Below are 20,503 nucleotides of genomic sequence, written 5' to 3'. Positions count from 1 at the left end.
CAGTCCGGTGACGCAGCCACTGCGTGGAGTGGTAGTTCAGTTGGTTAGAATACCGGCCTGTCACGCCGGGGGTCGCGGGTTCGAGTCCCGTCCACTCCGCCATCGATTTCTCGCAGGTCGTTGATCTGCGAGGCAAGAAGCCACCTCAGGGTGGCTTTTTTGTGCCCGGTCCAGGGCCGACCCGGCTGAACCTGGCGTGGGCCGCGGCGCCTCTGCGTCGAGGGCGTCGGCCGCAGGCCTCTTGGCAGGACCGGCCACCATGTCTTCTGCAGCCGCCCATACCGTGGCCGGCCCGTGATGAACGTCCGTGCGCAGGCGCGTGGGCATGGCCAGCCATGTCGCCAAAATGCCGACGGCGTGCATCGGGAGCGGCGGCAGCCGTCACGGCCGGACGTGCACGGGCCCAGCGGTCGCGGCGGGCGGGTGCCGCGAAGGGCGCGCAGGTCCATGAGAGCATGAGCACATGAACTTGAAGGTCGTCCAACTGCTGGCGCGCACCGCGGCCCTGGGCAGCATCAGCGCAGCGGCGGCCGAGATGGGCATGTCGTCGTCGCTGGCCAGCCGCCACCTGGCCGCGCTGGAACGCGAGCTGGGCGCGAGGCTGCTGCAGCGGACCACGCGCAGCCTGAAGGTCACGCCGGCGGGCGAGCAGGTGGTGCGGTGGGCCCAAGCCGCCATGGCCGACTACAGCGCCATGCGCGACGCGCTGGGCATGGCGCAGGGCCGGCCGGCCGGTCTGGTGCGCGTGGCCTGCACCGAGTACCTGGCGCACACGGTGGTGGCCGACGTGCTGGCGGACTTCGCGCTGCGCTACCCGCTGATCGAGATCTCGCTGCTCACCACCGACCGCGCGGTGCAGCTGAGCGAAGGCCAGGTGGACCTCGCCCTCCACGTCGGCGCACCGCCGGACAGCAACGTGGCCGTGCGCCGCCTGCGCGAAGTGCGCACCGTGCTCTGCGCCAGCCCTGCCTACCTGGCGGAGCGGGGCACGCCCACGCGGCCGGAGGACCTGGTGCACCACCGCTGCCTGGCCCACAGCACCTACGAGCCCGTCAACTGGTTCTTCCGCCGCAGCGGCGAGCTGCTCGTGCATGCCCTGCGCCCGCACGTCACCACCAACAGCACCTCCACGCTGCACCAACTGGCATTGCGCGGGGTGGGCATCGCCCGCCTGAGCGGCCGCCTGTGCGCCGCCGACCTGAGCAGCGGCGCGCTGCGGAGCCTGCTGCCGGACTGCGCGCAGACGCTGGCCAACGGCGAGCTGCCCTCGGTGTGGATGATCTTCCCGGACCGCCACCTGCTGCAGCGCGTGCGTCTGGTGGCCGATGCCATCACGCAGCGCACGAACGCCGTACCTTGACCGGGCGACCGGCGGCCGGCGTCCTACACCCGCAACACGGTGGCGCCGGTGGTCTGCCGCGCTTCCATGGCGGCATGGGCCTTGGCCGCCTCCGCCAGCGCGAAGACCTGGCTGGGGCCCACCTTGACCGCCCCGCTGGCCACGACGGCAAACAACTCGGCCACGGCGGCTTCCAGCTCCGGCCGCTGCGCGGTGTAGTGGGCCAGGGTCAGGCGGGTGAAGAATAGGGAACCGCGCTTGAGCAGCGCCATCGTGTCCAGCGCCGGCAGCGGGCCTGAAGTCGCGCCGAAGGCCACCATCAGCCCCCGTGGGCGCAGGCAGTCCAGCGACTGCATGAGCGTGTCGCGGCCGATGGAGTCGTACACCACGGCCACGCCGGCGCCGGCGGTGGCGGCGCGCACCTGGGCCACCACGTCGTCGCGGCCCTGCACCAGCGCCAGGTCGCAGCCGTGGGCGCGCGCCACCTCGGCCTTGGCGGCCGAGCCCACCGTGCCGATCACCAGGGCGCCCAGGGCCTTCGCCCACTGGCAGGCGATCTGCCCCACGCCGCCGGCGGCGGCATGCACCAGCACCGCATCGCCCGGCTGCACCGCGTAGGCGCGGCGCAGCAGCAGCTGCGCCGTCAGGCCGCGCGTCATCATCGACGCCGCCTGCTCGAAGCCGACGCCGTCCGGCAGACGCACCAGCGGCTCGGCGCTCACCACCCGCTCGTCGGCATAGGCGCCGGTGACCTTGTCAACGTAGGCCACGCGGTCGCCCACCGCCACGTGCCGAACGCCTTCGCCCACTGCCTGCACCACGCCTGCGGCTTCCATGCCCAGGCCGCTGGGCAGCGGCAAGGGCATGCTGCCCCGGCGTTGGTAGATGTCGATGAAATTGCAGCCCACCGCCACCTGGCGCAGGCGTACCTGGCCCGGGCCGGGCTCACCGGGGTCCGTCGCCAGCCACTGCATGACGTCGGGGCCGCCGGTGGCGGTGATGCGGATCGCGTGCGCCACGTGCTTGGCTCCAGCGGTTCGACGTTGACGAGACCCAGGGTCCACCCCGCCCTGGCCTCGGCAGGGCGATGCGACGGGCCGGCCTAGAGCCCGCCGGTCGCCGTCCGACGGCGGCCGGATGCGGACGGGACGGGCGGGCGCTACTCGGCTTCGAGCTTGATGGTCGCGGCCACCTTGCGGAACGCGACCATCTCGGCCTTGTAGAAGCGCTCGGTCTCGGCGAGCGACAAGGGTTTCGCCGGCGTGGTGCCGGTCTCTTCGCAGAACTTCAGGAACTCCGTCGAAGCCACCAGGGCGGCCACCGCATCGTTGACTCGCTGCGCCTCGGCCATGGGCGCCTGCGCGGGCATGAAGAGCGCGGGCCACATGCTGTAGTCGAAGCCCTTGGTGATGCCGGTTTCGTTGAAGGTGGGCACCTGGGGCAACTGCGGCACGCGCGCATTGCCGGTGATCCCCAGCGCCTTGAGCCTGCCGCTCTTGATGAGCTCGAAGGCGTTGGCCGCCAGCGGGTAGAAGGCCAGATCCACCTGGCCACCCATCAGGTCCTGCACCAGCGGCGCGAGCCCCTTGTAGGCGACGTGCGTGAGCTTCAGGCCGGTCTGCTGGGCCAGATCCTCCGTGACGAGATGGAAGATGGAGCCGCGCCCGATGGAGCCGTAGAACAAGCCCTTGTGGCCGCTGCGGGCGTGGGCCACCAGTTCCTTGGCGTCCTTCACCGGCAGGTCGGCCCGGGCGAGCAACACCAGCGGGTTCTGCGAGAGCAGGCCCACCATGCGCAGGCTTTCGCCCTGGTACTTGGCGGCCTTCAGGCTGAGCGGCGTGAGCACGGCATCGGTGATCGTGCCCATGATCATCAGCTTGCCGTCCGGCGCCGCTGCCAGCACCTTCTGCACCGCGATCGAACCGCCGGCACCGGCCACGTTGTCGACCAGCACGGTGCTGCCCAGCGACTTCTGCAGCTGGGGCTGCACCTTGCGCGCGGTGATGTCGGCCGGCCCCCGGGCGGGTAGGGCACGTAGATCCAGGTCGTCGTCTCGCCATGGGCCGGCGCGATGGCCAGGAAGGCCGTCGACGCCAGCACGGCAAGCCAGCGGCGGCGTGTGGTGATGCGGTTCATCTCTTCGTCTCCTTCTGTTGTTCTGCGAGCGAGGTCCGTGGGCCGCCGCGCCCCTCAGTGCCCCGGCGGCAACAGGCCGGCGGCGTGCAGCGCGCGCGCGAGACGCGCCAAGTCCTGGGCGTCCGGTTTCAGCAACGGGCCGCGCACATGGGCACGGTCGGCGCGACCCAGCATCACCAGCGCCTCCTTCATCCGGTTGTGCATGTCCAGGAACGGCTCGCTGTAGAAGGCATCGGCCAGCGGGTGGATGCGGTCGTTGACGGCGCGCGCAGCGGCCAGGTCGCCGCGCCGCATGGCTTCGAACAGCGCCACGTGCAACTCGGGGATCACGCTGCCGGCACCCGACAGAATGCCGTCGGCCCCGATCGCCAGCGCCCCCAGCAGCCACGAGCTGTGCGAGGTGAGCACCTTCAGCGGCCGCGGCAACGCCCGCAGGGCGCGCCACTGCGCCTCGGCGGCCACCGGGTGGTTGGTGAAGTCCTTGACCGCACGCAGCGTGGGCACCTCTTCGGCCAGCCGCAGCAGCGTCGGCAGGGGCGTGCCCAGGCCCCCGGCCATCGGAAACTGGAAGAGGACCAGCGGCAGGCTGCTGGCCGCGGCGATCTCGCGGTAGAAGGCCAGCGTCATCTCGGGCCGCGCGGCGGCTCCGCCCGTGAAGGGGTTCGGTGCGAAGACCAGCAATGCGGCGGCGCCGCTGCGTTCGGCGGCCCGCGCAAGGGCCGCCGCTTCGCGGGTGCTGTCCGAATAGACGCCCGCCACCACCGGCGTGCGGTCGCCCACCGTGTCCAGCGCGATGTCCAGCACGCGCTGGCGTTCGTCCGGGGTGCACGACGAGACCTCGGTGGAGTGGCCATTGACCGCGATCGCGGTCACGCCGCGGGTGCCAGTCACATCCGCCAGGTGGCGCCTGAAGGCGGGCTCGTCGACCTCGTGCGCCGCGTCGAACGGCAGCAGCACCGCGGGGATGACGCCCTGGGGCTCGAAGCGGGCGCGTGGCGACCCTGTGGACATGCACGATTCCTTGTGGCCGGATGGATCGGCCCGCAGTGTAGGAATCGGGGTTGGGTCGCGGAACGTCGCGCCGTTGCTTTGATTTGTTCGTAATCCGACGCAATCGACGTCGGCGGGCAGCGCGTCACCGCGCCGGACCAAGGTCGCCGGGCGGGTCGTTCGAGGGACCGTGGTCGTGCTCGCCGCCGACCGCTTCGCTGCGTGCGCAGGCCAGCATCGCCTCGATGAAGGTGGCCATGGCCCGGGTGTGGTGGCGGTTGGGCATGTACAGCAGGTGCAGCCGCGAACCGAAGATGGACAGGCGCCACTCGTCCAGCGAGGTGACGATGACGCCTCGTCGGACGTCCTCCTGCACCAGGTAGTCGGGCAGCAGGCCGACGCCCAACCCGGCCTGCACGGCCTGGTGCAGGAAGAGGAAGTTCTCCGAGATCAGCGTCGGCTCCAGCAGCACCTCGTGCCGCTCGTCGCGGAGGTAGGCGGCCAGCCGCAGGTGGCGCCCGATCACCGAGGAGGTGATCACCGGCGAGGTGCGCAGGTCGTCCAGCGTTCGCGGCAGGCCGTGCGCCGCGGCGTAGTCGATGGAGGCGCAGGCCACGTAGCGCAGGTGGCCCAGTTCGCGGGCCACCAGGTTCTGCGGCGGCTCGGACAGCACCCGCACCGCCACGTCCACCTCGTCGCGCATCAGGTCCTCGACGCGGTTCTCGAACATCACGTCGAGCACGATGCCGGGGTACCGGCGCTTGAAGTCGAGCAGCCAGGGCGCCATCACCACCTGGCCATAACCGCTGGGCACCGACAACCGCACCCGCCCCTGCAGTTGCTGACCCAGCGTGGTCACCGACTCGCGCGCGGCGTGCAGTTCGTTCTGCACCGTGCGGCCGTGCTCGTACAGCTTCAGGCCGATCTCCGTCGGCTCCACCCGCCGTGTCGTGCGCCGCACCAACTGCTGGCCGACCGACCGCTCCAGCTGCGCGAGGTGGTAGCTGACGTTGGCCCGGCTCATCTTCAGCCGTCGGGCGGCTTCGCTCAGGTTGCCGGCGTCGAGGATCTGCACGAGCAGGATGAGGCCGTTCACGTCCATGGCATGCGTCGAAATCGTTTGACGGTCTGTCAATCCTTTCCGCCATTGTCAAACGGAACAGCGCAGCCCAACATGCGACCCCTTTGCTGCGGCCCACCGGCCGTGGCCGCTGCGTCGATCTCCGGAGCTGCCCATGGGTGCCATCCCGCCGACCCCGTCCCCCGTGTCGACCGAACTGCGCGGCCGTGTCCTGCTGGTCACGGTCGACAACCCGCCGGTCAATGCCCTGGGCATCGAGGTGCGCCGGGGCCTGATGGCGGCGATGGAGGCGGCCGACGACGCGCCGGCCGTCGGCGCGGTGCTGATCGTCGGCGCCGGTCGCAATTTCATCGCCGGCGCCGACATCCGCGAGTTCGGCCGGCCGCCGCAGCCGCCGCTGCTGACCGAGGTCTGCAGCCGCATCGAGGCCTGCCGCAAGCCGGTGGTCGCGGCGGTGCACGGCGCGGCGCTGGGCGGCGGGCTGGAGGTGGCGCTGGGCGCGCACTACCGGCTCGTCACCGGCTCGGCCAAGCTCGGCCTGCCGGAGGTGCAGCTCGGCCTGCTGCCCGGCGCCGGCGGCACGCAGCGGGCGCCGCGGCTGATCGGCGCCCAGGCGGCGCTGGAGCTGATGCTGAGCGGCCGCCACATCGGTGCGCAGGAGGCGCTGGCGCTGGGCCTGGTCGACCGCCTGGCCCGCAGCGACGACACGCTGGCCGAAGGGCTGGCCTATGCACAGGAGCTGCTGGCGGCGGGCGCCGGCCCGCGCCGCAGCCGGGACGGCCAGGCGCTGGCCGACCGCGACAAGGCGCTGGCCGCGGTCGACGCCGCGCGGGCGGAGGTGGCGAAGAAGTCGGCGCACCTCTTCTCCCCGGCCAAGATCGTCGAGGCGACGCGTGCCGCCCTCGACCTGCCGTTCGACGAGGCGCTGAAGCTGGAGCGCCGCTTCTTCATGGAGGCGCTGGAGAGCCCGCAGCGTGCCGGCCTGATCCACGCCTTCTTCGCCGAGCGCGAGACGGCCAAGGTGCCGGAGGCCGCCGCCGCGCAACCGCGGCCGTTCAAGCGCATCGGCATCGTCGGCGGCGGCACCATGGGCGCGGGCATCGCGGTGTCGGCGCTGGACGCCGGCCTGCCGGTGGTGATGGTCGAGCGCGACGAGGCCGCCATCGCCCGCGGCCGCGCCAACGTCGAGAAGGTCTACGACGGGCTGGTCGCCAAGGGCCGGATGACGGCCGAGGCCAAGGCGGCGACGCTGGCGCGCTTCGCCGGCCACACCGACTACGCCGCGCTGGCCGAGGTCGACCTGGTGATCGAGGCGGTGTTCGAGGACCTCGAGGTCAAGCAGTCGGTGTTCAAGGAACTGGACCGGGTGTGCCGGGCGGGCGCGGTGCTGGCCACCAACACCTCGTACCTGGACATCGACGCCATCGCCGCCGCCACGTCGCGGCCCGAGGACGTCATCGGCCTGCACTTCTTCTCGCCGGCCAACATCATGAAGCTGCTGGAGATCGTGGTGCCGGCCAAGGTCGCGCCCGACGTGGTGGCCACCGCCTTCGAGCTGGCCAAGCGGCTGAAGAAGGTCCCCGTGCGCGCCGGCGTCTGCGACGGCTTCATCGGCAACCGCATCCTGGCGGTCTACCGCCGGGCCGCCGACTACCTGGTGGAGGACGGCGCCTCCCCTACCAGGTCGACGCTGCGGTGCGCGGTTTCGGCTACCCGATGGGGCCGTTCCAGGTGTCCGACCTGGCCGGCGGCGACATCGGCTGGGCCACACGCAAGCGCAAGGCCGCCACCCGCGATCCCGCCGAGCGCTACGTGCACATCGCCGACCGGCTGTGCGAGCGCGGCTGGTTCGGCCAGAAGACCGGCCGCGGCTGGTACCTCTACCCGCAGGGCGCCCGCACCGGCCAGCCCGATCCCGAGGTGCTGGCCATCGTCGACGAGGCGCGCGCCAAGGCCGGCGTCACCCCGCGCACGTTCACCGACGAGGAGATCCTGCGCCGCTACCTGGCGGCCATGGTCAACGAGGGCGCCAACGTCGTGCACGAGGGCATCGCCCTGCGCCCGCTGGACGTCGACGTCACCTTCCTGCACGGCTACGGCTTCCCGCGCTTCCGCGGCGGGCCGATGAAGTGGGCCGACATGACCGGTCTTCCGAAGGTGCTCGCCGACATCCGTGCCTTCGCGGCGGACGATCCGCAGTTCTGGCGGCCGTCGCCGCTGCTGGAGCGGCTGGTGGCCGAGGGCCGCAGCTTCGACAGCCTCAACCAACGCTGAACCGGCGACGCCGTTCCCACCCCCCATTCCAACGAGGAGACCCTCATGCGCGAAGCCGTCATCGTGTCCACCGCCCGCACGCCGCTCACCAAGTCGCACCGCGGCGAGTTCAACATCACGCCCGGGCCCACGCTGGCCGCCTTCGCGGTGAAGGCCGCGGTCGAGCGCTCGGGCGTCGACCCCGCGCTGTTCGAGGACCTGATCCTCGGCTGCGGCTATCCCGACGGCAACACCGGCCGCAACATCGGCCGCCAGACCGTCATCCGCGCCGGCCTGCCGCTGGAGATCGCCGGCGCCACCGTCAGCCGCTTCTGCGCGTCGGGCCTCGGCGCCGTCGCCATGGCCGCCGGCCGCATCGTGGCCGAGGGCGCACCGGCCGTCATCGCAGGTGGGGTGGAGAACATCTCCACCATCCGCGGCCGCAGCGCCACCGACACCGGCGACAGCAGCATCGACCCGTGGATCCTGGAGCACAAGCCGGCGCTCTACATGGCCATGATCGAGACGGCCGACATCGTCGCCGCGCGCTACGGCATCTCGCGCGAGGCGCAGGACGCCTTCTCCGCCGAGAGCCAGCGCCGCACCGAGGTCGCCCAGAAGGAAGGCCGCTACGCCGACGAGATCGTGCCCTGCGCCACCACCATGGCGGTGACCGACAAGGAGACCAAGGCGGTGAGCCACCGCGAGGTCACCGCCACCGCGGACAACTGCAACCGGCCCGGCACCACCGTGCAGGCGCTGGCCAAGCTGGAGCCGGTGCGCGGTGCCGGCCAGTTCGTCACCGCGGGCAATGCGTCGCAGCTGTCCGACGGCGCGTCGGCCTGCGTGCTGATGGAGGCCAAGGAGGCCGAGCGCCTGGGCCTGCAGCCGCTGGGCGCCTTCCGCGGCCATGCGGTGGCCGGCTGCGAACCCGACGAGATGGGCATCGGCCCGGTCTTCGCGGTGCCCAAGCTGCTAAAGCGCCATGGGCTGACGGTGGACGACATCGACCTGTGGGAGCTGAACGAGGCGTTCGCCTCGCAGGCGCTGTACTGCCAGCAACGCCTGGGCATCCCGCACGAGCGCCTGAACGTCAACGGCGGCGCCATCTCCATCGGCCATCCCTTCGGCATGACCGGCGCCCGGCTCGTCGGCCATGTGCTGCTGGAAGGCCGCCGCCGCAAGGCGAAGTACGCCGTGGTCAGCATGTGCATCGCGGGCGGCATGGGCGCGGCCGGCCTGTTCGAGATCTTCTGAGCCCCGGGGGACCGGCATGACGCAGACCCTTGCGGTGGCGACCAACGCCGACGGCGAACCGGTGCTGCTGCAGCAGCGACACGGCGCGGTGCTGGTGCTGGTCAACAACGACCCGAAGACGCGCAACGCGCTGTCGCCGGCCTTCCAGTCCGCCGCCATGGCGGCGCTGGACGAGGCGGAGGCCGACCCGTCGGTCGGCGCCGTCGTGCTCACCGGTGCCGGCGGATTTTTTCTGCGCCGGCGGCAACCTGAACCGGTTGGCCACCCAGCGGGAGATGCCGCCCGAGGCGCGGCGTGAACGGATCGAGGTCCTGCACGGCTTCGTGCGCCGCCTGCGCGGCGTGGGCAAGCCGGTGATCGCGGCGGTGGAGGGCGGCGCCGCCGGAGCCGGCTTCTCGATCGCGCTGGCCTGCGACCTGATGGTGGCCTCGCGCGAGGCCTTCTTCGCGCTGAGCTACGTCAAGGTCGGCCTGTCGCCGGACGGCGGCATCACCACCTTCCTGGCCGAGCACTGCTCGCGCCAGCTGCTGGCCGAGCTGTGCCTGACCGGGGACCGCCTCACCGCCGAACGGCTGGCCGCCCTGGGCGCGGTGAACCGGCTGGTCGAGCCCGGCCGCGCCGAGGCCGAGGCCATCGCCTGGGGCCACCAGCTGGCGCAGGGCCCGGCACGGGCGATGGCGCGCATCAAGGCGCTGTGCCGCACGGCGCACGGTGCGCCGCTGGACGAGCAACTGGACCGGGAAGCCCGCTGGATGGTGGAAAGCCAGGGCGATGCCGAGGCGGCCGAGGGCATCCGCGCCTTCTTCGACAAGCGCCGCCCCGACTTCGCGGCGCTGCGCGGCGGCCCGGGCTGACGCCCCCGATGCGGCGCGGCGGCGCGACGCCCGTCAGGCGGTGCGGCCGCCCTGGCGGCGCGAGGCCCGAAGCAGGCTGGCCAACGCCCCGCCGCTCATCAGCAGCCCGAGGCTGGTGCCCACCATGCCGCCGATCTTCACGTCCTGCAGTTCGGCCACCCGGCGCGCCTGCGTCTTGACCACGCGGTCCGCCGCCTCGGCCTCGCGGCAGGCGCTGCCCTGCGCGTCGGCACGGCAGGCGGCGTCCATGCGGCCGGCGACGAGCTGGTGGCCGCTGGCCAGGCCGTGCGCCGCCTCCTGCCCCTGGTCGGCGTGAAGCCACAGGCCGATGCTGGCGACGGCCAACAGCAGGCCGGTGGCGAGCAGCGGAACCCGTGGGGTCATGGGAAAGGCTTTCAGGGCGGGTGCGCGGGCGCGGGGGTGGACAGTCTACGGGCTGCAGGGGGTGCCGTCGGTCAGGGCATCCCACGACCGTGGGACGTGTCGCAGCGCGTCAGGGCAGGCGCATGGCCCAGCGCAGCTGCACGAAGTCGGCGCCCGGGTTGGGCTCGCGCACGCCGCCATTGGAGAAGTGCGACAGCCGCAGCGACAGCTCGTGGCGGCCGCTGCTGCCGATGCGGCGGCCGACGGCCAGGTGGTCGCCGAAGTTCCAGCGCGTGGCGAAGCGGTCGGTGTCGGTGCGGTAGTTCGGCCCGATGTAGTTGAGGCCGATGCCGCCTTCGACGAACCAGGGCGAGCGGCCCTGGTCCGGCTGCCAGCGCACCAGCGGCGTGACGCCGATGCGGTCGACCGACGACGGCCCGTCGGCGGCGCGCTCGTCGATCCACCAGCGTCCGACGGACACCTCCCAGCGCGCGCTCACCTCGCCGGAGCCCAGGGACCAGCGGCGGGCGACGTCGCGGCCGAAGCCGGCGGTCAGGCTGTGCGCGTCGGTCTGCTGGCCGACCTCGGCGAAGACGATCCAGCGCGGCTCGCTGGCGGCAGGGGGCGGGGCGGCGGGGGACTGGGCGGCGGCGGTGCCGGCCAGGGCCGCCAGGCCCCAGCCCACCAGCCGCCGACAAACGGTTACGGCGTTGCTCATGCGGTCCATGGGCAACGTCGATGCCCACGGAACGTGCCCCGTCGCCGACGCCGGCGCGAGCGCCGGGCGGGTGTGATCAGGCGTTGCTGGTGGCCCGCACCTCGTCGATGGTGGTCAGGCCGGACAGCACCTTCTCGATGCCGTCCTGGCGCAGGCTGCGCATGCCCTCGGCCATGCCCTGGCGCAGCAGGGCCTCGACGCCTTCGCGCTGGTGGATCATGCGGCGCAGCGGCCGGCTCACCACCATCAGCTCGTGCAGGCCGACGCGGCCCCGTTCGCCGGTCCCTTCGCAGTCCGGGCAGCCGGGCGAATGGAAGTGCTGCAGCCGTCCGTTCTGGCCGAAGCGGCCCAGCCATTCCGTGCGCAGGGCGTCCTCGGTGGGCCGCACCGAGGCATCGGGAAAGACGTGCAGGTAGTCCGCCATCAGCTCCTCGACCTGCGTGTCGCTGGCCGGCTCGGCCACCCGGCACTTGGCGCACAGCCGCCGCACCAGCCGCTGTGCCAGCACGGCCAGCAGCGAGTCGCCGAAGTTGAACGGGTCCAGCCCCATGTCCAGCAGCCGGGTCACCGTTTCAGGCGCGCTGTTGGTGTGCAGGGTGGACATCACCAGGTGGCCGGTCAGCGACGCTTCCACCGCGGTCTGCGCGGTCTCCTCGTCGCGGATCTCGCCGACCATGATCACGTCCGGGTCGGCGCGCAGGAAGGCGCGCAGCGCCTTGGCGAAGGTCCAGTCGATCTTCGGGTTGACCTGCACCTGGCGCAGGCCGGCCTGGGTGATCTCCACCGGGTCCTCGGCCGTCCAGATCTTGCGTTCGGGCTTGTTGATGTGGCCGAGCGCGGAGTGCAGCGTGGTCGTCTTGCCGGAACCGGTGGGGCCGACGCACAGCACCATGCCGTAGGGCCGCTCGATCGACTCGGTCAGGCGCTGCAGGTTGCGCTCCGACAGGCCCAGGCTCTTCAGCGGCAGCGGACGGGCCGAGGCCAGCAGCCGCATCACCACGTCCTCCAGCCCGTTGGCGGTGGGGATGGTGGCCACGCGCAGCTCCAGCTTGTGCTGCGGCGAGAACTTGGCAAAGTTGATCTTGCCGTCCTGCGGCTTGCGGCGCTCGGAGATGTCGAGGTCGCACATGATCTTCAGCCGCGCCACCATGGCCGCCCGGTAGGTGTGCGGCAGCTCCAGGTAGGGCTTGAGCACGCCGTCGCGGCGGAAGCGCACCTTGACCTTCTCGCGCCCCGGCTGGGTCTCGATGTGGATGTCGGAGGCCCGCTGCGAATGGGCGTCGATGATCATCGTGTTGATCAGCCGCACCAGCTGGTTGTCCGACTGCTCGATCAGCGGCTCGTCGTCCTCGCGCTCCTCGCGCTCGTTCTGCTGGCGCTCGAGGGATTCGAGCAGCTTGCCCGCGTCCTGCAGGTCGAATTCGATGCCGTCGTCGGCATGGAAGCTGGGCCGGCTGCCGCTGCCGGTCATGCCGAAGCGCTCGTACAGCGTGTCGATGGCGCGGCCCAGGGCGGTGCCGTCGGCCAGCGCGGGCACCACCTTGCCCTGCGCCGCGAACTCCAGCTCCTCGATCACGTCGCGGCGCGACGGATCCTCCAGCGCCACCATCAACCGGCCCGACCGCCACAGCAGCGGCAGCGTGTTCAGCCGGGTCGCCACCGCATAGGGCAGCCGCCGCACGGCCTCCACCTCGGCGGGGAAGCTGGCCACGTCGACGAACGGGTAGCCCATCTTGCGCGCCAGTGCGTTCTGCAGGTCGGCGCGCGAGACGCGGCCCGATCGCACCAGCAGCTCGCCCAGGGGCACGCTGCGGTCCTCGCGCTGGCGTTCCAGCGCCTCGCCCAGCTGGTCGTCGGTGATCAGGCCGAGCGCGATCAGCGCCTCGCCGATGCGCACCATCGGCATCTTGGCCTGCTGGTCCAGCGCGCTCATCAGCTGGTCCGGCTCGACGATCTGGCGGTTGATCAGGATGTCGCCCAGCTTGCGCTGGCGCAGCCGGTGCTGCTCGTCGGCCACCGCCTCGACCTGCGCGGCCGTCACGGCGTTCTGCTCGATCAGCACCTCGCCGATGCGCGGCCCGAGTTCCACCGCCACGTAGGCCTGCTTGGGCAGGAACAGCCGCTGCACCGCGCCCTCCGCATCGGCCGGCGGAAAGAGGAAGAGGCCGGCCGCCGTCTCGACATGGCCGACGGTGCGCCCGGTGGCGCTGCCGCCGTCGGGCAGCTGCAGCCGCCAGTCCGATTCATGCCGGTGCTCCAGCATGGCCGCATGCGGGTCGGCGCTGGGCACGGGCACCGGCTGCAGCGGGGTGGTCAGCAGCAGGCGGCGGAACTGCGAGAAGCGCAGCACCAGGCTGCTGCGCGCGCCCGGCACCTGCACCACGGCCTGCAGCGCCTCGGGCTGCAGCTCCAGCAGCTTGCCGCGGATGAGCTTGCCGTTCAGGCCCTCGATCTCGCACGGCTCGGGCAGCCACTGCAGCGGCGACGCCGGGTAGGCGGCGAAGGGAGGGGTCGGCCAGCGGAAGGGGCCGGACAGCGGCGGCTGGCCGTTGGCAAACGGGGTCAGGGGGGCAGGGAAAGGTCGCTCATCGTCCACGTCGGCGCCATGCGGCCACCGGGGGCCGATGCGCGAGGGTAGGGCGGGTGACGCGGACGCGATGGGCCGAACAGCGGCGGCGCCACCGGGCTGTTCACGCCCGTGCGGCCGCGAGGCCGGGGGACCTACTCCCGCGGCCGGAAGCCGATGACCATCGGGCTGGGCACCCGGCCGTCGGTGTCGCGCGGCAGGGTGGCGGTGCGGTCGATGGCGCGCAGCACCGCCTCGTCCCATTCCTTGACGCCGCTGCTCTTGCTGATGCGGCGGCCGACGATGGTGCCGTCGGGCGCGGCGCGCACCTCGACCTCGGCCACCGGGTTGCCGCCGACCTCGTCGCCGAAGACGATGTTGGGTTTGATGCGCGCGACGACCCGGCCGGCGTAGCTGGCCGAGGGCCCGCTGTCGCGCAACGCGGTGCCGGTGGCGCCGGGTGACCCGGTGGCCCCCGCCACGCCGCCGAGCTGCGACTGCATGCGCTTCAGCTGGTCCTGCCGCGCCTGTTCGGCCAGCGCGGCCAGGCGCTCGTCGTCCTTGCGGCGCTGCGCGTCCCTGGCCTGCTGCTCGGCCTTCTCGGCCTTGTCCGCTTTTTCCTTGGCCAGGCGTTCGGCCTCCTTCTTCTTCTCGGCGGCGGCCTTCTTCTCCGCCTCGCGCTCGCGCTTCTCGGCCAGCTGCCGCTGCTGCTCGCGTTCCCGCTCGCGCTCGCGTTCGGCCTCGCGCTTCTTCTTCTCGAGGGCGATGTCGGCGTCGCGGTCGACCACCGGCGCCGGCGGCGGCGGTGCGGGGGTCGGCGCCGCTGGCGGTGGGGGGCGCGGGGGGCGGCGGCTCCGCGGCGGGTGGCGCCGCCACCTGCGGCACGGCCGACCACAGCTCGGCGCTGACCGCCGACGGTGTCTCCGACCGCCAGTGGAGGTGCACCGTCAGCGCCAGCAGCAGCAGCACGTGCACGCCGATGGCCAGCAGGGCCCCGGTGCCCAGCCGGTGCGGCTTGCGCGGCCGCAGCCCCTCGCCGGGCGCCTGCGCCGGCCCGGCGTGCGGCCCGCGGGTCGGTGTCTCAGCCACCCTGCTTCACCGACAAGCCCACCCGCTGCACGCCCTGTCGCTGCAGGCTGTCCATCACCTTGACCACCTGGTCGTACTTGACGTTGCGGTCGGCGGAGATGACCACGGGCACCTGGGCGTCGCCGCCCTGGGCGCTGCGCACACGGGCGGGCAGCTCGCCCAGCGTGAGGCCGCTCGCGTCGCCGCCGTCGACCTTGAGCTGGAGCTTCTCGTCGCTGCCGATCACCACCTCGACCACCTTCGGCGCCCGCTGCGCCGCGCGGCCGACGCTGGGCAGGTCGACCACGCCGGTGGTGATCAGCGGCGCGCTGACCATGAAGATGATCAGCAGCACCAGCATCACGTCGATGAAGGGCACCATGTTGATCTCGGACAGCCCGCGGCGACGGCGGCTGCCGGAACGGGCGCTGACGGAGGCCATGGCGCTCGGCCCTCAGCGCGGCGCCGGCGCCGGCGCCGGGGCGGCACCGGCGGCGGCGTTGCGCTGCAGGATGTTGGAGAACTCCTCGATGAAGGTCTCCAGCTGGATGGCGATGCGGTCGATGTCGCGCGCGAAGCGGTTGTAGGCGATGACCGCGGGGATGGCGGCGAACAGGCCGATGGCGGTGGCCACCAGCGCCTCGGCGATGCCCGGCGCCACCGTGGCCAGCGTCACCTGCTGCAGGTTCGACAGGCCGACGAAGGCGTGCATGATCCCCCACACGGTGCCGAAGAGGCCGATGTACGGGCTGACCGAGGCCACCGAGCCGAGGAAGGACAGGTGCGACTCGATGGCGTCGAGCTCGCGCTGGAAGCTGGCGCGCATGGCGCGCCGCGCGCCGTCGAGCTGGGCGCCGGCGTCGAGCCGGCGCTCGCGCAGCTTGAGGAACTCGCGCATGCCGCTGGCGAAGATGCGCTCCAGCGGCGCGCCGTCTGCCCGCGCCGCGGCCTGCTGCTGCAGGTCCGCGAGGTTCTTGCCGGACCAGAACTCGCGCTCGAACTCGTCGTTGTCGCGCCGCACCCGGGCGAGGCCCAGCAGCTTGCCGAAGATGACGGTCCAGCTGGCCAGCGAGGTGAGCAGCAGCCCGGCCATCACCACCTGCACCACGGCGCTGGCGTGCAGCACCAGCGTGACGATCGAAAGGTCCTGGTTCATTCCTGGGTGTGGTTGTCGAGAGGGGCCAGCGCCGCCGTCAGCGGTGCCGGCAGGCGCTGCGGCCGGAAGTCCGCCGCCGACACGCAGCCGATGCGGATGTCGCCCTCGGCCAGCAGTTCGTCCCCGCGCCAGGCCTGCTGCACCACGCGCAGCGAGGCCCTGTGCAGAGCATGCAACGCCACCGTGAGTTCCAGCCGGTCGTCCAGCCGCGCCGGCCGGTGGTAGCGCACCGTGGTCTCGGTGACGACGAAGATGAGGCCGGTCTCGTCGCGCAGCCGCTGCTGGCCGAAGCCGAGTGAGCGCAGCCATTCGGTGCGGGCGCGCTCGAAGAACTTCAGGTAGTTGGCGTAGAAGACGACGCCTCCGGCGTCGGTGTCTTCCCAGTAGACCCGCACCGGCTCCCGGTGCACCACCGGGCGGTCGGATCGATCGGCGGCGGGCAGGGCCAAGGCGGGCGAGAAGCGCAGCGGTCGGAAGGAAAGCGCCCGACGCGGTCGGTCGGGCGGGAGCCGCGATTATGCGGGGCGGGCCGGGACGGCCCGGCGCGGCGGGGTCAGCGCCCGGCCACCCGGCGCCACACCGGTCCCCACAGCGGGTGCCCGGCCTCGGAGCGGGCAAGGTCGAAGGCCGGGTCCGCGGCGCGGGCGGCACGAAAGGCCTGCTCGCAATCGTCCAGCTGCCGGCGGCTGCACAGCACGAAGGCGAGCAGCTTGTGCGCCTGCGCCCGGTCGCGCGGGGCGGCCAGGCCGAGCGCCAGCGACTCGCGCAGGGACTTCTCGGCCTGCGCGTACTCGCCGTCGTCGTAGGCGCGCCAGCCGGTCCACAGCGCCTGCTCGGCGGGCCGGGCGACCAGGTCGGTGAGCCCGGTGGGCGGCGGCGGTGCCGCGCACCCTGCCAGCAGGACCAGCAGGGTCCACGCCGACGTCGGTGCTCGAAGGCGACGAGGCGGCATGGCGGTCAGGGGCTGCCGAAGCGATGGCGGACCACCGTGGGCTGCTCGGACGACACGGTGACGCGCACCTGGTGCGGCGGGAAGTCGGCGTTGCGCAACACGATGGTGTGGGCACCCTCGGAGAGCATGAGCCGCGACAGCGGCGGGGTGACGCCGGCGGGCGCACCGTCGATCTCCACCTCGGCCCACGGCGTCACCGCGAGGTGCAGCTGGCCCTGCACCGCGGCCGCGGCCGGCGTGGCGGCGGCGGGCCGGACGGCCTCCGGCGCCCGGGCCGGCTCGGTGCGGCGGGGGCGGCGTTCGGCACGGGGCGGCGGGCCGGCCTGGGCGACGCGGGTGGCGGTCGCCGGCGCCTCGTCGGCCGTCTGCGGGGTTGCCGCCGGCGACGGCCCTGCGGTCAGCGCGGCGGGCTGCGTGGCCTCGACGGGGACGGCCACCGCCGCGGCAGGCGCCGCGGCCGCCACCGGCGCCGGATGCACGGGCAGCGGCCGGGCCTTGGGCCAGAGCAGCACCGCGCCCAGCACCGCCAGCGACAGCAGGGCCGGCCACCAGCGACGCGGCCCGAGGCCGTCGCGACGGCGTGGCGATGTCTGGGCCTGCCACAGGCGCAGCGCCTGTGCGAGCAGCGAGGCCGAGCCCAGGCGCTGCGCCGGGTCGTGCGCCACGGCACGGGCCGCGATGGCCGCCAGACGCCGCTGGGCGGCGTCGGGCGGCTGTTCCTGCGCGGCCTGACGGGCGGCGAGCAGCTCCTGCAGCACCACGCCGAGGGCATAGACGTCGCTGCGGCCGTCGGCCGGCCGGCCGTCGCGCACCTCGGGCGCCATGTAGGCCGGCGAGCCGCCGACCCAGTGGCCCGGCGCGTCGCCGCCGGCGCCACCGGGGCCGCCCGACCGGGTGACGCGGGCGATGCCGAAGTCGAGCAGCTTGGGGCTGTCGCCGGCGAGGAAGATGTTGGCCGGCTTGACGTCGCAATGCACCACGCCCTGCGCGTGCGCCACCGACAGCGCCTCCGCCAGGCGCCGCACCACGTGCGCCGCCTGGCTGGCCGTCGGCCGCCAGCCGGCGGCCAGCGCCTGCCGCAGGTCGCGGCCCTTCAGCCGCTCCATCACCAGGTACAGGCCCTGGTCGCTGCTGCCGGCGTCGTAGACCGTGACGATGTGGCGATGGGTCAGCCGCGCGGCCGCCCGCGCTTCCTGCAGGAAGAGGGCTTCGGCGGCCGGCGCGTCCTCGGCGGTGAGCTGCAGGTTCAGCACCTTGAGCGCGATCTCGCGCGACAGCAGCGGGTCCCAGGCGGCGTAGACGCAGCCGAGTCCGCCTTCGCCCAGGCGGTGCTTCAACTCGTAGCGGCCGATGCGGCCGATGGTCGGCAGCTCGGCCAGCGGGCGGTCGTCGTCCGGGGCCGAGTCGTCCAGCAGCAGGCTGTCCAGGGCGTCGGCCGGTGGCGGCTCGGCCACCGTCGAGGCGAAGACCGTGGGCGCGTGGCTGGCGGAGAAGAGGCTCACCCGATGAGCTTAGGTCGCGGACCAGCCCGTCGTCGGTTCGAAAACGCGGGCTTTTGCCGCGCACTCCACGACGATGCCCGCCACGAGGCGGCTGGCCGGGCCCGGGTCAGCGCCGGGGACCGGCGGCCCGGGCCGCCTGCACCTCGGCCGGTCGCAGCTCGGCCGCGGCCTTGTCGAGCACGCCGTTGACGTACTTGTGGCCGTCGGTGCCGCCGTAGCCCTTGGCCAGTTCCACCGCCTCGTTGATGGCCACCTTGTAGGGCACGTCCAGGCAGTGCTTGAGCTCGTAGCTGCCGATCATCAGCACCGCGTGCTCGACCGGCGACAGCTCGGTGGTCTTGCGGTCGACGTGGCGGGCGAGCACGCCGTCCAGGTCCGCCGCCTCGCCGATGCAGCCGTGCAGCAGGGCGTCGAAGTGCACACGGTCGGCCTTGTCGAAGCCCTCCTGCTCGCGCAGGTGGGCCTCGATGTCGGGCGCCTCGGCGCGGCCGACCAGCCATTCGTACAGGCCCAGCAGCGCCAGCTCGCGCGAGCGGCGGCGAGCGGACTTGGGCGGCGCGCGGCGCGGGCCGGGGCCCGGCGGCTTCTTGGCGGCGGGGCCGGGGGTCGCGGGGGTCATCACGGTGTCAAAGGTCCGGTGGGGGCGGCCAGCGAGGCCAGCAGCCGCGCCATCTCGACCGCGACGCGGGCGGCGTCGCGGCCCTTGTCCTCGGCACGGGCCCAGGCCTGGGCCTCGTTCTCGACGGTGAGGATGGCGTTGGCGATGGGCAGGTGGTGGTCGAGGCCGACGCGGGTCACGCCGGCGCCGCTTTCGTTGGCCACCAGTTCGAAGTGGTAGGTCTCGCCGCGCACGATGCAGCCGAGCGCGACCAGCGCGTCGACGCCGCCGCGGCGTGCCAGCGCGGACAGCGCCAGCGGCACCTCCAGCGCACCGGCGACCTCGACGTGCACGATGGCATCGTCCGCCACGCCGAGCGAGCGCAGCTCGTCGCGGCAGGCGCGCCAGAGCGTGCCGGTCAGCTCGGCGTTGAAGCGTGCCTGCACCACGGCCACGCGCAGGCCACGGCCGTCGAGCGCGCCGGCCTGGCCGCGGTCAGCGCCCTGCATGGGCGACCTCCCGCGCGGCGGCGTCGGAGGACAGCACGAAGCTCGTCACCTCCAGTTCGTAGCCGGTCATGCTCGGCATCCGGCGCGGCGCGCCGAGCAGCCGCATGCGGGTGACGCCCAGCTCGCGCAGGATCTGCGCGCCCACGCCGTACAGCCGCAGGTCCATGGTCTTGGCCGGCGGCGCCGGCTGGCTGCCGGGCAGCAGGCGGTGCAGCAGCGCGCCCTGGTCCTCGGCGCAGTTGAGCAGCACGGCCACGCCGGCGGGGGCGGCCTGCAGCGTCGCCAGCGCCTGCGGCAGCGGCCACGAATGGCCGCAGTCGCCGCTGTCCAGCAGGTCGAGCACCGACAGCGGCTCGTGCACCCGCACGACGATCTCCTCGCCCGGTTTCCACTGGCCCTTGACCAGCGCCAGGTGCAGGCCGCCGAAACGGTCGCGGAAGACATGGCCTTCGAAGCGGCCCTGGGCGGTGGACAGCGGCCGCTTGCCGATGCGCTCGACGAGGCTCTCGTTCTGGCTGCGGAAGTGGATGAGGTCGGCGATGGTGCCGATCTTCAGGCCATGTTCGCGGGCGAACACCTCCAGGTCGGGCAGCCGCGCCATCGTGCCGTCGTCCTTGAGGATCTCGCAGATGACGGCGCTGGGGCTGCAGCCCGCCATGCCGGCAAGGTCGCAGCCGGCTTCGGTGTGGCCGGCGCGCATGAGCACGCCGCCGTCCTGCGCCTGCAGCGGGAAGATGTGGCCGGGCTGCACCAGGTCCGAGGGCTGAGCGTGCCGCGCCACCGCGGCCTGCACGGTGCGCGCCCGGTCGGCGGCGGAGATGCCGGTGGTCACGCCCTCGGCGGCCTCGATGGAGACGGTGAAGGCGGTGCCGTGCTTGGTGCCGTTGCGCACCGCCATCGGCGGCAGCTGCAGGCGTTCGCAGCGTTCGCGGGTCAGCGTCAGGCAGATCAGCCCGCGGCCGTAGCGCGCCATGAAGTTGATCGCCTCCGGCGTCACATGGTCGGCGGCGAGCACGAGGTCGCCCTCGTTCTCGCGGTCCTCCTCGTCGACGAGGACGACCATGCGGCCGGCCGCCAGCTCGGCGACCAGCTCGGGAACAGGGGAGATGGGCATCGGCGGATTGTAGGCGGGGGCCTACGGCGCAGGCCCTTGTGGGGCCG

At 73.0% G+C, this 20,503-nt stretch carries 18 protein-coding genes, 1 tRNA gene and 2 pseudogenes; 5 read left to right on the top strand and 16 right to left on the bottom strand.

The features are described 5' to 3' along the window. The first annotated feature begins 25 nt into the window (after window positions 1-25). Window positions 26-102: transfer RNA gene (locus LRS07_RS15200), tRNA-Asp, on the top strand. A gap of 361 nt (window positions 103-463) precedes the next feature. Further along, window positions 464-1,360 carry a LysR family transcriptional regulator gene (locus LRS07_RS15195; protein ID WP_260498832.1) on the top strand — a complete coding sequence of 299 codons (897 nt, stop codon included), beginning with the start codon at window positions 464-466 and terminating at the stop codon, window positions 1,358-1,360. 23 nt (window positions 1,361-1,383) lie between these two features. Here the strand turns inward: LRS07_RS15195 and LRS07_RS15190 are convergent, their stop codons facing one another. The 4 genes from LRS07_RS15190 to LRS07_RS15175 all read right to left on the bottom strand — a co-directional run bounded on the left by LRS07_RS15190 (window position 1,384) and on the right by LRS07_RS15175 (window position 5,567). Beyond that, on the bottom strand, window positions 1,384-2,358 hold the full coding sequence (locus tag LRS07_RS15190) for a quinone oxidoreductase family protein (protein ID WP_409450550.1): 975 nt from the start codon (window positions 2,356-2,358) through the stop codon (window positions 1,384-1,386). Window positions 2,359-2,498: 140 nt separating this feature from the next. Further along, on the bottom strand, window positions 2,499-3,329 hold the full coding sequence (locus tag LRS07_RS15185; protein ID WP_260498831.1) for a tripartite tricarboxylate transporter substrate binding protein: 831 nt from the start codon (window positions 3,327-3,329) through the stop codon (window positions 2,499-2,501). A gap of 200 nt (window positions 3,330-3,529) precedes the next feature. Beyond that, window positions 3,530-4,486 (bottom strand): dihydrodipicolinate synthase family protein, encoded by a 957-nt coding sequence (locus LRS07_RS15180; protein ID WP_260498830.1) that lies wholly within the window; start codon window positions 4,484-4,486, stop codon window positions 3,530-3,532. A 124-nt stretch (window positions 4,487-4,610) separates the two neighbouring features. Continuing rightward, window positions 4,611-5,567, bottom strand: coding sequence for a LysR family transcriptional regulator (locus LRS07_RS15175; protein ID WP_260498829.1), 957 nt, complete (start codon window positions 5,565-5,567; stop codon window positions 4,611-4,613). Window positions 5,568-5,700: 133 nt separating this feature from the next. Between LRS07_RS15175 and LRS07_RS15170 the strand changes: the two are divergent. The 3 genes and pseudogenes from LRS07_RS15170 (at window position 5,701) to LRS07_RS15160 (ending at window position 9,910) form a co-directional block, all read left to right on the top strand. Continuing rightward, window positions 5,701-7,820: pseudogene (locus tag LRS07_RS15170) on the top strand (3-hydroxyacyl-CoA dehydrogenase NAD-binding domain-containing protein). Window positions 7,821-7,865: 45 nt separating this feature from the next. Continuing rightward, window positions 7,866-9,056, top strand: coding sequence for an acetyl-CoA C-acyltransferase (locus LRS07_RS15165; RefSeq protein WP_260498828.1), 1,191 nt, complete (start codon window positions 7,866-7,868; stop codon window positions 9,054-9,056). Window positions 9,057-9,072: 16 nt separating this feature from the next. After that, a pseudogene (locus LRS07_RS15160) lies at window positions 9,073-9,910 on the top strand (oxepin-CoA hydrolase, alternative type). 33 nt (window positions 9,911-9,943) lie between these two features. Here the strand turns inward: LRS07_RS15160 and LRS07_RS15155 are convergent. The 12 genes from LRS07_RS15155 to ribBA all read right to left on the bottom strand — a co-directional run bounded on the left by LRS07_RS15155 (window position 9,944) and on the right by ribBA (window position 20,456). Next, entirely contained in the window at window positions 9,944-10,294 is a 351-nt protein-coding gene (locus tag LRS07_RS15155; RefSeq protein WP_260498827.1) for a hypothetical protein, read from the bottom strand. Between the two features lie 109 nt (window positions 10,295-10,403). Next, a complete protein-coding gene (locus LRS07_RS15150) occupies window positions 10,404-10,991 on the bottom strand; it encodes an acyloxyacyl hydrolase (RefSeq protein WP_260498826.1) in 588 nt (195 codons plus the stop codon). 76 nt (window positions 10,992-11,067) lie between these two features. Next, complete coding sequence (locus LRS07_RS15145) at window positions 11,068-13,587, bottom strand: GspE/PulE family protein (RefSeq protein WP_409450549.1); 2,520 nt, start codon at window positions 13,585-13,587, stop codon at window positions 11,068-11,070. Window positions 13,588-13,712: 125 nt separating this feature from the next. Continuing rightward, on the bottom strand, window positions 13,713-14,345 hold the full coding sequence (gene tolA, locus LRS07_RS15140) for a cell envelope integrity protein TolA (RefSeq protein ID WP_260498825.1): 633 nt from the start codon (window positions 14,343-14,345) through the stop codon (window positions 13,713-13,715). Window positions 14,346-14,638: 293 nt separating this feature from the next. After that, the gene (locus LRS07_RS15135) at window positions 14,639-15,067 is read right to left on the bottom strand and encodes an ExbD/TolR family protein (protein WP_260498824.1); all 429 of its coding nucleotides are present in this window, start codon (window positions 15,065-15,067) and stop codon (window positions 14,639-14,641) included. Window positions 15,068-15,079: 12 nt separating this feature from the next. After that, entirely contained in the window at window positions 15,080-15,781 is a 702-nt protein-coding gene (gene tolQ / locus LRS07_RS15130) for a protein TolQ (RefSeq protein WP_260498823.1), read from the bottom strand. Next, window positions 15,778-16,194: a tol-pal system-associated acyl-CoA thioesterase gene (gene ybgC, locus LRS07_RS15125; RefSeq protein WP_409450649.1), complete on the bottom strand. Its 417-nt coding sequence runs from the start codon at window positions 16,192-16,194 to the stop codon at window positions 15,778-15,780. Before ybgC ends, tolQ begins: the two co-directional genes overlap by 4 nt. A 140-nt stretch (window positions 16,195-16,334) precedes the next feature. Then, window positions 16,335-16,733: a TssQ family T6SS-associated lipoprotein gene (locus LRS07_RS15120; protein ID WP_260498821.1), complete on the bottom strand. Its 399-nt coding sequence runs from the start codon at window positions 16,731-16,733 to the stop codon at window positions 16,335-16,337. Between the two features lie 5 nt (window positions 16,734-16,738). Beyond that, a complete protein-coding gene (locus LRS07_RS15115) occupies window positions 16,739-18,235 on the bottom strand; it encodes a serine/threonine-protein kinase (RefSeq protein ID WP_260498820.1) in 1,497 nt (498 codons plus the stop codon). Window positions 18,236-18,341: 106 nt separating this feature from the next. After that, window positions 18,342-18,854 (bottom strand): transcription antitermination factor NusB, encoded by a 513-nt coding sequence (nusB, locus tag LRS07_RS15110; protein ID WP_260498819.1) that lies wholly within the window; start codon window positions 18,852-18,854, stop codon window positions 18,342-18,344. Further along, entirely contained in the window at window positions 18,854-19,342 is a 489-nt protein-coding gene (ribH, locus tag LRS07_RS15105; RefSeq protein ID WP_260498818.1) for a 6,7-dimethyl-8-ribityllumazine synthase, read from the bottom strand. Before ribH ends, nusB begins: the two co-directional genes overlap by 1 nt. After that, window positions 19,329-20,456, bottom strand: coding sequence for a bifunctional 3,4-dihydroxy-2-butanone-4-phosphate synthase/GTP cyclohydrolase II (ribBA, locus tag LRS07_RS15100; RefSeq protein ID WP_260498817.1), 1,128 nt, complete (start codon window positions 20,454-20,456; stop codon window positions 19,329-19,331). The genes ribH and ribBA overlap by 14 nt, the downstream gene beginning before the upstream one ends. Window positions 20,457-20,503: the final 47 nt, after the last annotated feature.

This window comes from Aquabacterium sp. J223 (genome assembly GCF_024666615.1).
GTDB lineage: Bacteria > Pseudomonadota > Gammaproteobacteria > Burkholderiales > Burkholderiaceae_C > J223.
Note: the sequence above shows the minus strand (reverse complement) of the source record. Positions and strands in the feature narration are given on the sequence as shown.